Annotated in this window: 16 protein-coding genes; 8 read left to right on the forward strand and 8 right to left on the reverse strand. The window is 72.2% G+C overall.

Features of this window, described 5'->3' with window-relative positions; genetic code table 11:
- Positions 1–6: 6 nt before the first annotated feature.
- Complete coding sequence (locus KVF89_RS23280) at positions 7–1437, forward strand: glycosyltransferase family 87 protein (protein WP_257428974.1); 1431 nt, start codon at positions 7–9, stop codon at positions 1435–1437.
- On the forward strand, positions 1430–1924 hold the full coding sequence (locus KVF89_RS23285) for a hypothetical protein (protein ID WP_257428976.1): 495 nt from the start codon (positions 1430–1432) through the stop codon (positions 1922–1924). The genes KVF89_RS23280 and KVF89_RS23285 overlap by 8 nt, the downstream gene beginning before the upstream one ends.
- 7 nt (positions 1925–1931) lie before the next feature.
- Here the strand turns inward: KVF89_RS23285 and KVF89_RS23290 are convergent, their stop codons facing one another.
- The 6 genes from KVF89_RS23290 to KVF89_RS23310 all read right to left on the reverse strand — a co-directional run bounded on the left by KVF89_RS23290 (position 1932) and on the right by KVF89_RS23310 (position 5810).
- The gene (locus tag KVF89_RS23290; RefSeq protein WP_257428978.1) at positions 1932–3008 is read right to left on the reverse strand and encodes an alanine racemase; all 1077 of its coding nucleotides are present in this window, start codon (positions 3006–3008) and stop codon (positions 1932–1934) included.
- A 2-nt stretch (positions 3009–3010) separates the two neighbouring features.
- Entirely contained in the window at positions 3011–4141 is a 1131-nt protein-coding gene (locus KVF89_RS23295) for a lipid II:glycine glycyltransferase FemX (RefSeq protein ID WP_257428980.1), read from the reverse strand.
- A 31-nt stretch (positions 4142–4172) separates the two neighbouring features.
- Positions 4173–4367, reverse strand: a complete 195-nt coding sequence (locus KVF89_RS30640) for a lipoprotein LpqH (protein WP_372497964.1) — start codon at positions 4365–4367, stop codon at positions 4173–4175.
- Between the two features lie 101 nt (positions 4368–4468).
- Complete coding sequence (locus KVF89_RS23300; protein WP_257428982.1) at positions 4469–4723, reverse strand: DUF5615 family PIN-like protein; 255 nt, start codon at positions 4721–4723, stop codon at positions 4469–4471.
- Positions 4720–4959, reverse strand: coding sequence for a DUF433 domain-containing protein (locus KVF89_RS23305; RefSeq protein ID WP_257428984.1), 240 nt, complete (start codon positions 4957–4959; stop codon positions 4720–4722). Before KVF89_RS23305 ends, KVF89_RS23300 begins: the two co-directional genes overlap by 4 nt.
- 53 nt (positions 4960–5012) lie before the next feature.
- Complete coding sequence (locus KVF89_RS23310) at positions 5013–5810, reverse strand: deoxyribonuclease IV (RefSeq protein WP_257428986.1); 798 nt, start codon at positions 5808–5810, stop codon at positions 5013–5015.
- A gap of 65 nt (positions 5811–5875) precedes the next feature.
- Between KVF89_RS23310 and KVF89_RS23315 the strand changes: the two genes are divergently transcribed.
- The 6 genes from KVF89_RS23315 to KVF89_RS23340 all read left to right on the forward strand — a co-directional run bounded on the left by KVF89_RS23315 (position 5876) and on the right by KVF89_RS23340 (position 10760).
- Positions 5876–7888: an FHA domain-containing protein gene (locus KVF89_RS23315; protein ID WP_257428989.1), complete on the forward strand. Its 2013-nt coding sequence runs from the start codon at positions 5876–5878 to the stop codon at positions 7886–7888.
- A gap of 329 nt (positions 7889–8217) precedes the next feature.
- Complete coding sequence (rpsF, locus tag KVF89_RS23320; RefSeq protein ID WP_056897082.1) at positions 8218–8505, forward strand: 30S ribosomal protein S6; 288 nt, start codon at positions 8218–8220, stop codon at positions 8503–8505.
- Between the two features lie 124 nt (positions 8506–8629).
- On the forward strand, positions 8630–9238 hold the full coding sequence (locus tag KVF89_RS23325; RefSeq protein WP_257428992.1) for a single-stranded DNA-binding protein: 609 nt from the start codon (positions 8630–8632) through the stop codon (positions 9236–9238).
- Between the two features lie 71 nt (positions 9239–9309).
- Positions 9310–9546 (forward strand): 30S ribosomal protein S18, encoded by a 237-nt coding sequence (rpsR, locus tag KVF89_RS23330; protein ID WP_182378637.1) that lies wholly within the window; start codon positions 9310–9312, stop codon positions 9544–9546.
- A gap of 28 nt (positions 9547–9574) precedes the next feature.
- The gene (gene rplI / locus KVF89_RS23335) at positions 9575–10021 is read left to right on the forward strand and encodes a 50S ribosomal protein L9 (protein ID WP_257428994.1); all 447 of its coding nucleotides are present in this window, start codon (positions 9575–9577) and stop codon (positions 10019–10021) included.
- 100 nt (positions 10022–10121) lie between these two features.
- Positions 10122–10760, forward strand: coding sequence for a hypothetical protein (locus KVF89_RS23340; protein ID WP_257428996.1), 639 nt, complete (start codon positions 10122–10124; stop codon positions 10758–10760).
- On the opposite strand, the gene KVF89_RS23345 is transcribed toward KVF89_RS23340, so the two are convergent.
- Positions 10750–11307, reverse strand: coding sequence for a hypothetical protein (locus KVF89_RS23345; protein ID WP_257428997.1), 558 nt, complete (start codon positions 11305–11307; stop codon positions 10750–10752). The two genes, KVF89_RS23340 and KVF89_RS23345, sit on opposite strands and share 11 nt — an antisense overlap.
- Positions 11304–12680 carry an MATE family efflux transporter gene (locus KVF89_RS23350; RefSeq protein WP_257428999.1) on the reverse strand — a complete coding sequence of 459 codons (1377 nt, stop codon included), beginning with the start codon at positions 12678–12680 and terminating at the stop codon, positions 11304–11306. The genes KVF89_RS23345 and KVF89_RS23350 overlap by 4 nt, the downstream gene beginning before the upstream one ends.
- Between the last annotated feature and the right edge of the window lie 43 nt (positions 12681–12723).

Raw genomic sequence — 12723 nt, forward strand, 5'->3', positions numbered from 1 at the left:
CGACTAGTGGGCCACGTCCACCCGACCCGCGACGACGCGGTCGTCACGGCGCTGAGCGAGGTCGTCGGCGGGCCGATGGGCGAGCGGGCGCGGCCCCACCGGTGGTGGACGCCGACCCGGGTGCTGCTCCTGCTCACCGCGGTGGTGTTCGCGGCGGGACTGGTCCAGAAGGCGCCGTGCTCACTGGCGCAGGGACGTGACCAGAACTGGGTCTACTCCCACATGTGCTACACCGACCTGCGCCCGCTCTACGTGCCGCGGGGCCTGGTGGAGAAGGCCTGGCCGTACTCCGACGACGAGCAGGTCCGGTCCCGCTACGACGAGATGGAGTACCCCGCCGGCATCGCCTACTGGGCGTGGGGCACCGCGTGGGTCACCCAGTGGCTCAACGGCTCGCCCGACCTCGACGAGCGCTCCCGGACCCCGGTCGACCTGCTGTACGGCGATCCGGAGGTCGAGGACGAGCAGACGATCTTCCTGCTGGTCAACGCCGTCGGCTTCGGAGCGCTGGCGCTGCTGGCCACCTGGCTGCTCGCCGGGGTCCATCGCACCCGGCCCTGGGACGCGGCGGCGTTCGCGCTCTCGCCGACCCTGCTGCTCACCGGCCTGATCAACTGGGACCTGCTCGCGGTCGCCCTGGTGGCGGGGGCGCTGTGGGCGTGGTCGCGGGACCGGCCGGTGCTGACCGGCATCCTCATCGGGCTGGGGACGGCGACCAAGCTGTATCCGCTGTTCCTGCTCGGCGGACTGCTGGTGATCTGCCTGCGGCGGCGCCAGGTCGGGCGGTTCGCGATCGCGTCCGTGTGGGCAGCGGCGGCCTGGGCGGCGGCCAATGCGCCGGCGTACCTGACCGGTCCGGAGCAGTGGAAGGTGTTCTGGTCCTTCAACTCCGAGCGGGCCGCGGACCTCGGGTCGTTGTGGATGCTGGTCGACCAGGCCGGCGACGTCGGGTTCTCGGCGCACACGATCAACGTGTGGTCCTGGATCCTCTTCGGGGCCTGGTGCGTCGTCGTGTTCGTGATCGGCATGACCGCCGGGCGCCGAGGGCCGGTCGCGGTGGTCCCCCGCCTCGCGCAGCTGGGCTACCTGATCGTGGTCGGCTTCCTGGTCGTCAACAAGGTCTACTCGCCGCAGTACGTGCTGTGGCTGCTCCCCCTCGCCGTCCTGGCCCGGCCGCGGTGGCGCGACCAGATCGTGTGGCAGGCGAGCGAGGTCTTCTACTTCTGCACGGTGTGGTGGTACCTCGGCGGCTATCTCGCCCCCGCGGGCGGCGGCGACGCCGGGTTCTACTGGGTCGGCATCGTGGTGCGGATCCTCGGCGAGCTCTACCTCGCCGCGGTGATCGTGCGCGATCTCTACCGGCCCGACCACGACCCGGTCGCGCTCGAACGGTTCGAGACCGTGGGCGCCGGCCGGGGCCGGCGTACGGATGGCTGAGCTGCGCAGACGAGGGCTGCTGGCGACCGCGGGGCTGGTGGTCGTCGCCGGTGCCCTGTCCGGGTGCGCGGGGCTGCGCACCGAGTTCGACGAGAAGCGGAACGGCGGGGGGATCGGCTTCGGCGACGTGGCGAGCGCGGTGCCGGCCGCCGTACCCCGGGTGACGGCGGTGACCGACCCCGGCCGATCGAGGAACGGGTTCTCCTACGCGGTGGACTTCACGCTCGTCACGGACTCCGTCGACCCGTTCACCGCCGCGCAGCTCGACGACGTCGTCCGGGCGATCTGGGCCACCATCCCCTGGGAGGTGAACGCCCTGAGCCTGGTCGCCGTCACCGACGCGGCCGACCCCGCCGCCGCGGTCGGCGTCGACCTGCGGGCCGCGGCGGCGGAGCTGACGCCGCTGGGGGTGACCCATGCCGGGCAGAACGGTGTCACGCTCACGGGCCTGGGCGTGCGCTACGGCGACTGGACCCGGCCCGCGTGAGCCTCGCTCAGCCGGCGACGACGACCCGGTCGAACGACGTGGCGGTGTAGCGGACCCGGACGTCCACGTCCTCCCCGACCTCCGGCACCCGCGCGCCGTGCGGGAGGAACAGCATCGACGCCTGCATGTGCGGCGGCTCGGCGAAGAGCCGCTGCTTGCCGTCGATGGAGTACGGCGAGCGCACGAACCCGACCGCGTCCATCCCGCCGCGCGCGATGGTCGCCGCCCGGGCCCTGATCGACTGCTCCCCGGTGGGCGCCTCCAGGCCGATCCCGTGGGCGGTGCCGCCGCTGACGACGAGGACGTGGCCCGACTTGGGCGCGGTGCGGCCGCGGTAGCCGAACGCGTCGCCGCGCTCCACCGGGTGCACGTCGAGGACGGTCGCCGTCACGCGCAGCGCGGCCCGGTCGCCGAGCCACAGGCCGGTGCCGATCCGGGGACGGATCGCGAAGTCGCCGTACTGGGTGCGCAGGGTGGCCAGCTCGGCGTCGGTCAGGTGGCTGACCCACACCTCCGGGTTCGCGCGGGAGGGGATCTCCGCGCCGACGAAGTCGTTGACCAGCCGGGTGACCTCGCCCAGGTGGGTGCCCTGGCCGAGCGGCAGGTGGAGGGCGAGGCCCTCGACCCGGGCGCCGGGATGCTTGCGCAGCAGGTCGCCCGCCTCCCACAGCTCGCGGGCGGCCATGCCGTGGCGGCGCATCGACGTCATCCGCTCGAGCACGATCCGCGCCGTCGGGTCGCGGTGCAGCAGGTCGCGCAGGTCCGCCAGCCGGCTGACGGTGTGGACCAGGCGCGTCGCGACCGCGGGCTCGGGCAGCGCCACCCAGGGCCGCCACGGGGTGAGCACGAGCAGGTCGCCGTGCCAGCGCTGGGCGACCTCGGGCAGCTCGTCGTAGGTGCCGACGGCGAGGGTGCGCACGTCGTGGCCGCGCTCGGCCAGCCACTGGGCCTTGCGGGCCAGTCGGCCCAGCGTGAACCCGTAGCCGTTGCCCTTCGCGACCGGCACGATGCCCGGCTGCGCGTCGGCGACCGACTCGAGGTGGGCCCGCCAGCGCGGGCCGTCGACGGTGAGCGTGAGGCTCATGCTCAGCCCCTCCGCTGCAGGTAGACCTGGAACGCCTTGTAGAGCGCCCGGTTGATCGGCAGGTCCCACTCGCCGGCGTACTCGACGGCCTCGCCGCCGGTGCCGACCTTGAACTGGATCAGGCCCACGTGGGCGTCGTCGGCGTCGAGGGTCTCCGTGATGCCGCGCAGGTCGTAGACCGCCGCGCCGGCCGCGATCGCGTCGCGGATCATCGTCCACTGGATCGCGTTGGAGCCGCGGACCTCGCGCTTCTCGGTGGACGAGGCGCCGTAGGAGTACCAGGCGTGCTCGCCGACCCGGATCGCGATGGTGGAGGCGACCAGGTCGCCGTCGTGGCGGGCCAGCCAGAGGGTGAAGCGCTCGTCGCTGTCGGCCTGCAGGGCGTCGTACATCGTCTCGAAGTAGCGCAGCGGACGCGGCGTGAAGTGGTCGCGCTCGGCGGTGTGCGCGTACAGCTCGTGGAAGGCCGACAGGTCCTCGCGGGTGCCGCGGACGACCTCGACGCCCTCCTTGGCGGCCTTCTTGATGTTGCGGCGCCACAGCTGGTTCATCCCCTTGAGGACCTCGTCCTCGGTGCGCTGCGTGCCGTCGGGGTGGCGCAGGGGGATCTGGAAGACGAACTGCGGCTGACCTGCCGCGAAGCCGCCCTCGACCCCCTGGTGGCGCCAGCCGAGCTCGTGCAGCTGGGCGACCACCCGGGCGCCCGCGGGGGTGCGCTCGGCCGGCGGGATCTCGCCGAGGAGGCGGACCGCCGGGTCGGCGATGCCCTCCTTCACCTGCGCGGTGGTCCAGCGGCGGGTGACGACCGGCGGCCCGATCCGGACGGCGAAGGCGCCCTGCTTCTTGAGGTGCGCCACCATCGGGGCCAACCAGCCGTGGAGGTCGTCGCTGCCCCAGTCGATGACCGGGCCCTCGGGCAGGTAGGCGAGGAAGCGGTTGAGCTTGGGGAGCTTCCGGTAGAGGACCAGCGCGACGCCGACCTGCCGTCCGGCGTCGTCGAACCAGCCGAGCGACTCGCTGCGCCACTCGCTCTTCACCTGGGCCCAGCCGGGTGTCTGCAGGAAGCTGGCGGACGGGAGTGTGGCGAGGTGGTCGCGGTGCTCGGTCGGGGAGATCGGGCGCACGCTGGGCATGGAGATCAGGCTATCGGGCGCTGCCGCCGGGTCAGCGGCAGGTGACGACGAGCTCGAAGGTCTTGGAGAGCATCCCGTTGGTCGGGTTGCTGGTGTCGACGCCGACGGCCTGGCCCGTGATCGCGTACCGGTCGCCGTCGGTGATCTGTTCGAGCCCGGACCTGATCCACCGGTCGGCGGCAGGCGGACTAGTACGCGTCGCTTGCTCGGCCGGCGAGTCAATCAGCGTCGTGGATGATCACGCCTGGCCGGTTGATCTCCAGGTACTGGTAGCTGGTGATCGAAGCCGCGAGCTCGAACCAGTGCTGATCGAACATGGCGAGCAGGTCACGGGTCGAGATGTTTGCCGCACGTGATGTGGAGGAGTCTCGCCGGACGCTTTCGCAGCAGATGTGAGATCCGGAAGTCGTCGTCCTTGGTCACCACGAAGCGGTCCTCGGTGTCTGCCCATCGGGCGACCTCCGGATCCGGCATCGTGGTGCCGCCGGGGTAGTCCTTGATATGCCGCGCGTCGTGACCGCGCTCGGTCAAGTAGTGCGCGAGCGCCCTGGGCAGTTGCTGGTCGACAAGGAAACCGGTCACGCGACGATGCGTCGGAGGCGGCCGGCGGAGTCGAGCGCCGCGAACTCGAGGACAGCGAGGATGTCGTCTCGTTCGAGCTCGTCATAGTCGGTGAGGATCTCGTCATAGGTCATGCCGGAGGCCAGCAATTCGAGGATGTCCTGCACCCGCAGGCGCATCCCCCGGATCGTCGGCGCACCGTGGCAGATCGACGGGTCGACCGTGATCCGGTCAAGACGGCTGACGGCTTCGTTCATAGGCGGAGTCTACGCGTTGCGCGCGGCGGGCCTGAAGCATGCCGGGACGCCAGTCAGAGGCGCTCGCGCAGCCAGGCGAAGTCGGCGAGGTGCTCGTCGGCGCCACCCGGCGTCTCGCACACGACCGGCGCGCCGGCGTCGCGGACGACCTGGGCGAGCAGGTCGGGGTCGATCTGGCCGGCGCCGAAGTTGGCGTGCCGGTCGGCGCCGGAGTCGAAGGAGTCACGGCTGTCGTTGGCGTGGACCAGGTCGATCCGGCCGGTGATGGCGCGCACGTCGTCGACGATCGTCTCCAGCGCGTTGCCGCCGGCATGGGCATGGCAGGTGTCCAGGCAGAAGCCCACCATGTCGGCGCCCTCGGCGGAGGCGATGGCGTCCCAGGTGCCCTTGATCCGGTCGAGGTAGCGGGTCATCGCGTTGGTGCCGCCCGCGGTGTTCTCGATGAGCAGCGGGATCTTGAGGTCGGTGGCCTCGATCGCCTTGCGCCAGTTGTCGAAGCCCTTCGCCGGGTCGTCCTCGTCGGTCACATGCCCGCCGTGGACGATCAGCCCCTTCGCGCCGAGCTCGGCGGCGGCGTCCATGTGCTGCTGCAGGAGCTTGCGGCTGGGGATCCGCTGGCGGTTGTTGGTCGTGGCGACGTTGATCAGGTACGGCGCGTGCACGTACAGGTCGACACCGGCCGTCTCCGCCGCGGCGCGCAGGGCGGCCGGGCCGCCGTCGTACGACAGGACGGGACCCTTGTAGGACTGGGGATTGCCGAGGAAGAACTGGACCAGCGGAGCGTTGCGGGCCGCCGCCTCGGCGACCGGGTCGGTCTGGTCGACGTGGGCTCCGATGCGCAGCTCGCTCATGTCCGCCACCGTATCGACCGGCGGCGACACTCGTGGATCGGGCGCCGGGGCATTACCTTCCTCGCGTGAGCACTCTCCACGTCTCCGCGGGCGACCGGACCTGGTCGTTCGAGGAGCCACGCGTCGTCACCATCGGTCGAGACGCCGGATCCGACATCCTCCTCACCGCGCCCTCGGCGTCCCGACGGCACGCCGAGCTCCGCTCGGACGGCTCCGGCTGGGTGCTCGTCGACGTCGGCTCCAGCGGCGGGACCTTCCTCCAGGGGAACCGGGTGACCGAGGTCCGGCTCAACGGCCCGACCACGGTCCGGTGCGGCGGGGTGAACGGCGAGGAGCTGACCCTGACCCCGGCCGTGGCCCCCCGTCCGGTCGCGCCCGCGCCCGCCGTGCCGCCCCCTGCCGCGCTCGAGCAGACGATGCTGCCGGGTGCCGTCGGCCCGGTCGGTCCGGGCCCGGGCGGCGCGCCCGGCTTCGGCGGCGGACCCGGGCTGCTGGTCCGTGCCGGAGGCACGTCGCGCCGGTTCCCGCCAGGGGTGGTCGTCCGGATCGGCCGCGACCCGGGCAACGAGGTCGTCGTCGACGACCCGTCGGTCTCCCGGCTGCACGGCGTGGTCGAGGGCCGCCCCGACGGCTGGTGGTACGTCGACCGGTCGAGTGCCGGCACCTTCCTCGAGGAGGACCGGGTCGTCCAGCGCCGGCTCGAGGACCCGACCACCCTGATGCTCGGCCATCCCACGGCGGGTGCCGAGGTGGAGGTCGTCCCGATCGTGGCCGCCGGTGCCGCGCAGAAGTCGATAGCGAAGAAGAAGCGCAGGCGCACCGCCACTCTGGTCGGCGGCATCGTGGCCGCGCTGGTCCTCGCGGGTGGCGGCGTCACCGCGGCGATCGTGCTGGGCGACGACGACTCCGGCGGCGGGGGCGGTCCGTCCGGGACCGCCGGCCTGAGCACCCAGGAGCTCGACCGGGCCAAGCTCGCGAGCGTGCTGATCATCGCCGTCGACGACAGCGGAGAGCCGCTGTACACCGGCTCCGGCACGATCATCAGCGAGGACGGCCTGATCCTCACCAACGCCCACGTCGGCAAGCCCAGCGCCCCCGGCCAGCTGCCGCCGGCCGAGGACCCGGCGGGCCTGCTGGTCGCGCTCACCTCGGCCGAGGACGACAAGCCGGCAGCGCCGTCGTACACCGCGGAGGCGATCATCGCCGACGGGGTCCTCGACCTCGCGGTCCTCCGGATCGCCGCCGACGCCGACGGCAAGGAGATCGACGAGAAGGACCTCGACCTGCCCACCCCGGTCCCGCTCGGTGACAGCGACGACCTGCGCACCGGCGACGAGCTCACCGCGCTCGGGTTCCCGGCCGTCGCGCACGTCGCGTCGGGCGACGGCCTCGACCGGGCGCTCACCGTCACCCGGGGCGTCGTGTCGACCTTCCTCACCGAGACCGCCGTGCCCGGCAACCGGGCCTGGATCGACAGCGACATCCGGATCGGCTCCGGCAACTCCGGTGGCGCGTCGATCAACGACGACGGCGAGCTCGTCGGCGTCAACAGCGCCGTGGTCACCGAGTCGACGATCGGCGACAGCGGCGAGGGCGGTGCCTTCACCGGCGGCTCGGCCCGGATCCGCCCGGTCAACCTGACCGGCGACATCATCGACATCGCGAAGGACGGCGGCGACCCGGACTACGTGTCGCCGTACCTCGACGACGTGCCGGAGCCGCCCACCGACCCGATGGGCCAGGCCACCGCCTCCCCCGCCGGCTGGAGCTCCGACGGCAACAGCGACTGCTCGACGACCAGCACCATGGACGACCCCCAGGTGCTCAGCGGCGTCGTCCTCCCGGCCACCCTGTACGCGCACTTCGCCGTGACGGGGCTGCCGGACGGCACGCCGTTCACGATCGAGCTCTACAACCCCGACGGCGAGCTGCTCGGCTCCCTCGACGGCGCGTGGGACCTCGGCTCCGACGACGTGTGCGCGGCGGTGTCCCTCGACGTACCCGAGGGCCTGGCGGGCGCGATCGCAGTGCTCGTCATCGACGACTCGTCGATCCGCAACCCGGTGCTGTTCGGGTAGCACCCTGCCGCGGGGTGCGCAGCCCTCACCGACCCGGCACAGATTGAGTCTCAGATCGCACTGACCCGGCGCAAACTGAACCCGAGAACGCACCGACCCGGCGCAAAGTGAACTCTGCTCGAGTTTCATCCGCGCCGGGTCGGCGGGTGTTGCGACTTCATCTGCGCCGGGTCGGTGGCGATTCGGCCCGGTCGGGCGGGCGCTGTTAACCTCTCCTGTCCGGTGCCACTGGCGCCGTACCGTCCGCTGGGCCGAACCAGCGGGCAAGCAAGGCCCTCCTGCCGCGGAAAGTCCGCGGCCGCCTGAGTCCAGAGGAGGTGGAGACCGCTTTGCGCAACTACGAAGTCGTGGTCATCCTCGACCCGAGCCTCGACGAGCGGACGGTCCAGCCGTCGCTCGACAAGTACCTGAACGTCGTCCGCAACGACGGCGGCACGGTCGACAACGTCGACGTGTGGGGCAAGCGTCGTCTGGCGTACGAGATCAAGAAGAACGCCGAGGGCATCTACGCGATCATCAAGCTGACGGCCGCCCCGGCGACCGTCGACGAGCTCGACCGCCAGCTGACCCTCAACGAGTCCGTCCTGCGGACCAAGGTCCTGCGACCCACCGTCTGAGGCAGCCCGGCCCCCAACCTGTGGAGCGCGACTACCGATTGTCGGCGCCACGGGACACCATGGGGGCCGTTGCCCGGGACTGACCCGGGCGGGCCACTCGAACCCACCCTCACAGGAGAGCACCATGGCTGGCGACACCGTCATCACCGTCATCGGAAACCTCACCGACGACCCGGAGCTGCGCTTCACCCCGTCGGGTGCGGCCGTCGCCAACTTCACGGTGGCGTCCACGCCGCGGTCCTTCGACCGTCAGACCAACGAGTGGAAGGACGGGGAGACCCTGTTCCTGCGCTGCTCGGTCTGGCGCCAGGTCGCCGAGAACGTCGCCGAGTCCCTCCAGAAGGGCATGCGGGTCGTCGTGCAGGGACGGCTCGTCTCGCGGTCCTACGAGGACCGTGAGGGCCAGAAGCGCACCGTCAACGAGCTGCAGGTCGACGAGATCGGCCCGTCGCTGACGTGGGCGACCGCCAAGGTCACCCGCGCGAGCCGCTCCGGCGGTGGCGGTGGCTACGGCAGCCAGGGTGGCGGCCAAGGTGGCGGCAACCAGGGCGGTGGACGTCCCGCGGGTCAGGACCCGTGGGGCGGTGCCCCCGCTGGCGGTGCCCCCGCTGGCGGTGCCCCCGCCGGTGGTGGCCAGCAGCAGGGTGGCGGTTCCAACTACGGGGGCGGCGCCCCGGCCAACGACCCGTGGGCCGCGCCGGGAGTCGCATCGAGCGACGAGCCCCCGTTCTGATCAAGCATCACAACCCAACCATTCCGGCCGACGTTGACTGACGCGGCCGGGCTCTGAGGAGGAGCACCACAATGGCGAAGGCAGTCGTCCGCAAGCCGAAGAAGAAGGTTTGCCAGTTCTGCAAGGAGAAGGCCACCGGTGTCGACTACAAGGACACCGGCCTTCTGAAGAAGTTCATCTCCGACCGCGGCAAGATCCGCGCCCGTCGGGTGACCGGCAACTGCGTCCAGCACCAGCGGGACGTCGCGATCGCGGTGAAGAACGCCCGCGAGGTCGCACTGCTGCCCTACACCTCCGCCGGCCGCTGAGCAGCGTCAGAGAAGGAGAGCTGAACTCATGAAGATCATCCTGACCCAGGAGGTCGAGAACCTCGGCGCTGCCGGCGACGTGGTGGAGGTCAAGGACGGCTACGGCCGCAACTACCTCATCCCCCGCGGCTTCGCGATCCGGTGGACCCGGGGCGCCCAGGCGCAGGCCGACTCGATCAAGTCCGCCCGCTCGGCCCGGGCCGTCCGCGACGAGGCCCACGCCGCCGAGCTGAAGGCCAAGCTCGAGGGCTCGCCGGTCGACGTCAAGGTCAAGGCCGGCCAGGGCGGCCGCCTGTTCGGTGCGGTCACCCCCGCCGACATCGCCGCCGCGCTCGGCGACGCCGCCGGCGAGGCGATCGACAAGCGGACCATCGTCCTCGGCAACCCGATCAAGTCGCTGGGCAACCACGCGGTGTCGGTCAAGCTCCACGACGACGTGTCCGCCGCGGTGGCGCTCAACGTCATCCCGGTCTGACCTGATCGACGTACGACGGCGTGGCCGGTCCCTCCGGGGCCGGCCACGCCGCTACTTTTGGAGCACTCCTTCCTTCCCCTGCTAACCAGGAGCAACTCCCATGCGTGTACGACGGCTCTGGCCCGCTGCCCTCCTGCTGCTGACCCCGGTCCTGGCGGCCTGTGGCGACGACGACCCGGACGCGGACGACACCTCGACCGCGGAGTCGACCCCGACCGAGGCGACTCCCACCCCCACCCCGACCCCGCCGCCGAGCTCGACGCCCACCGCGCCGTCGAGCGCCGCCGGCACCCTGCCCGCGGCCTGCGACGTGGTGAGCGCCGCCGACCTCGACGAGGCGTACGGCATGCCCTTCGGCGCTCCGGAGGTCGGCGGCGGCTCCACCACCGAGCAGGACGTGGAGTGGTCGAGTGACGACTGCTCGTTCGAGGCAGACGACCTGGCCGAGGTGACCGTGAAGCTGACCGGGCCCGAGGACTTCGTCAAGGGCTCCTTCGGCTGCCCGCAGCCCTTGGACGTGACCGGGGTCGTCGAGCCCGCACAAGACATCGCCGGCGCGACCGGCGGCTGGTGGAAGGTGAGCAGCCCGCCGGAGTTCGAGGGCGAGCTGCGCGCCTGCACCGACGCGGTGCTGCTGCAGATCGACCTCGACTACGAGGAGGGCGTCCAGTACGAGGGCGACCCGCTCAACCAGTCGGTCGGGCTCGCCGAGAAGATCCTCGCCGCGATCAAGGGCTGACGACGTCGGGGGGCGTGGTGACCGGTACGCCGGCCCACGCCCTCGCGCCGTACACGAGGCAGAGCACGAACAGCGACAGCTGCGCCAGCGCGTTGACCGCCAGCGCGGGCACCTCGAGCCAGCTCTGACCGCCGCCGATGATCAGCACCGGAGCCACGCCGCTGACGAAGAAGCCGATCCCGGTCCATTGCAGCAGGCCGGTGGGCGTGCTGTAGCTGTCGGCGCGGGCGAGGCGCGACAGCTCGATGCAGACCAGACCGCTGTAGAGCATCGCGGGCAGGCCGACAGCCCACCGCACGGCGTCCTCGGCGTCCTCGACCCAGTCCGCGCCGACGGGCAGCCAGGTCAGCGCGGCCGCGGCCACGGTGGCCAGGCCCAGCGCCCAGATCAGACCGGTGCGCTGCAGGTCGGTTCGCCGGCTGATCCGGTGCACGGCCAGCAGGGTCAGCAGCCAGCCGAGCGGCCCGGGCAGCAGGTCCCAGTCGCCGACGCGCAGCTCGAGCGCGACCAGGACCAGGCCGAACGCGAACAGGTGCAGCGGTCTCATCGCGACCCGCCCCCCGTCGTACCGGTCGTCCCGGTGACGAGCCAGGCGTCGCCGCGGGCGCGGTGCACCAGGGTGACCAGCCGCCCGCCCATGAACACCGCGGAGAACACGGCCCACAGCCAGGGCAGGCCCGCGCCCAGTCCACTCGTCAGCAGCACGACCGGAGCGTAGCCCGCCAGCACGGCCACGCCCGCCCAGGCCAGGTAGCGGCCGTCGCCGGCGCCGATCAGGACGCCGTCGAGGACGAACACGACCCCCGCGACCGGCTGGGCGAGGGCGGCGACCAGCAGCACCGGCACGAGGGCGTCCCGGACTCCGGTGTCGGGTGTGAACAGCGCGCCGAGCCAGGGGCTCGCCGCCGCCAGCAGCAGCCCGGTCACGATCCCGCTGACCACCCCCCAGCCCACCATCCGCCGGGTGACGTCGCGGGTGCCGGCCACGTCGCCCGCGCCCAGGTAGCGCCCGGTGATCGCCTGCGCGGCGATCGCTATCGCGTCGAGCACGAAGGCCAGGAAGCCCCACAGCGTCATCGCGAGCTGGTGGGTCGCGATCGGGACCGCGGTGCTGTCGAGGGTGCGGTCGGAGGTCGCGGTCAGCACGACGGCGTACGTCGTCACCAGCAGGGAGGCGCGCAGGGTGAGGGTCCGCACGATCAGGGGGACGCCGGCGCGAGCCGCCGCGCGCACGCCGGGCAGGTGGGGCCGTAGGCTCGCGCCCTCCCGGCGGGCGGCCCGGACCACGGTCAGGACGAGGGCGACGGCCATCGCCGTCTGGGCGAGCACCGACCCGAGCGCCGACCCGGCGATCCCGAGCTCCGGCACCGGCCCGGCGCCGTACACGAGGACCACGTTGAGCACGAGGTTGGCGACATTGCCTGCCACGGCCACCACCAGCGGGGTGCGGGTGTCCTGGAGGCCGCGCAGCACGCCGGTGCCCGCGAGGATCAGCAGGAGCGGGACCAGGCCGAGGGCGGCGACCCGCAGGTACGTCGTCGCGGGCTCGACGACGTCGGGCGATGCCCCGAACAGGGCCACGAGCGGGTCGGCGCCGAGCGCGGTGACCAGGGTGGCGGGCACGCCGATGAGGACGGCCAGCCACAGCCCGTCGAGGCCCTGGGCGAGGGCGGCGTCGCGGTGACCGGCGCCGATCTGGCGCGCGACGCCGGCAGTGGTGCCGTAGGCCAGGAAGATGCACAGGCCGACGACCGTGGTCACGACGGTGCCGGCGATCCCGAGGCCGGCCAGCTCCGGGGTGCCGAGGTGGCCGACGACGACCGCGTCGCCGAGCAGGAACAGCGGCTCGGCGATCAGGGCCAGGAAGGCCGGGAACGCGAGCCGGGCGATCTCCCGGTCGAGTGCGCGCGGAGAGCTCACCAGGACCGTACCCGGGCCGGTGGATAAGTCGGGTCCCCCTGTG

Origin of the sequence: Nocardioides carbamazepini (assembly GCF_024614185.1) — a bacterium.
Taxonomy (GTDB): domain Bacteria; phylum Actinomycetota; class Actinomycetes; order Propionibacteriales; family Nocardioidaceae; genus Nocardioides; species Nocardioides carbamazepini.

Bases quoted from the DNA above. Each gene is read 5' to 3' on its own strand.
- KVF89_RS23285 (WP_257428976.1), top strand. From the start codon at position 1,430: ATGGCTGAGCTGCGCAGACGAGGGCTGCTGGCGACCGCGGGGCTGGTG.
- KVF89_RS23290 (WP_257428978.1), bottom strand. From the start codon at position 3,008: ATGAGCCTCACGCTCACCGTCGACGGCCCGCGCTGGCGGGCCCACCTC.
- KVF89_RS23295 (WP_257428980.1), bottom strand. From the start codon at position 4,141: ATGCCCAGCGTGCGCCCGATCTCCCCGACCGAGCACCGCGACCACCTC.
- KVF89_RS23305 (WP_257428984.1), bottom strand. From the start codon at position 4,959: ATGAACGAAGCCGTCAGCCGTCTTGACCGGATCACGGTCGACCCGTCG.
- KVF89_RS23310 (WP_257428986.1), bottom strand. From the start codon at position 5,810: ATGAGCGAGCTGCGCATCGGAGCCCACGTCGACCAGACCGACCCGGTC.
- KVF89_RS23325 (WP_257428992.1), top strand. From the start codon at position 8,630: ATGGCTGGCGACACCGTCATCACCGTCATCGGAAACCTCACCGACGAC.
- rpsR (WP_182378637.1), top strand. From the start codon at position 9,310: ATGGCGAAGGCAGTCGTCCGCAAGCCGAAGAAGAAGGTTTGCCAGTTC.
- rplI (WP_257428994.1), top strand. From the start codon at position 9,575: ATGAAGATCATCCTGACCCAGGAGGTCGAGAACCTCGGCGCTGCCGGC.
- KVF89_RS23340 (WP_257428996.1), top strand. From the start codon at position 10,122: ATGCGTGTACGACGGCTCTGGCCCGCTGCCCTCCTGCTGCTGACCCCG.
- KVF89_RS23345 (WP_257428997.1), bottom strand. From the start codon at position 11,307: ATGAGACCGCTGCACCTGTTCGCGTTCGGCCTGGTCCTGGTCGCGCTC.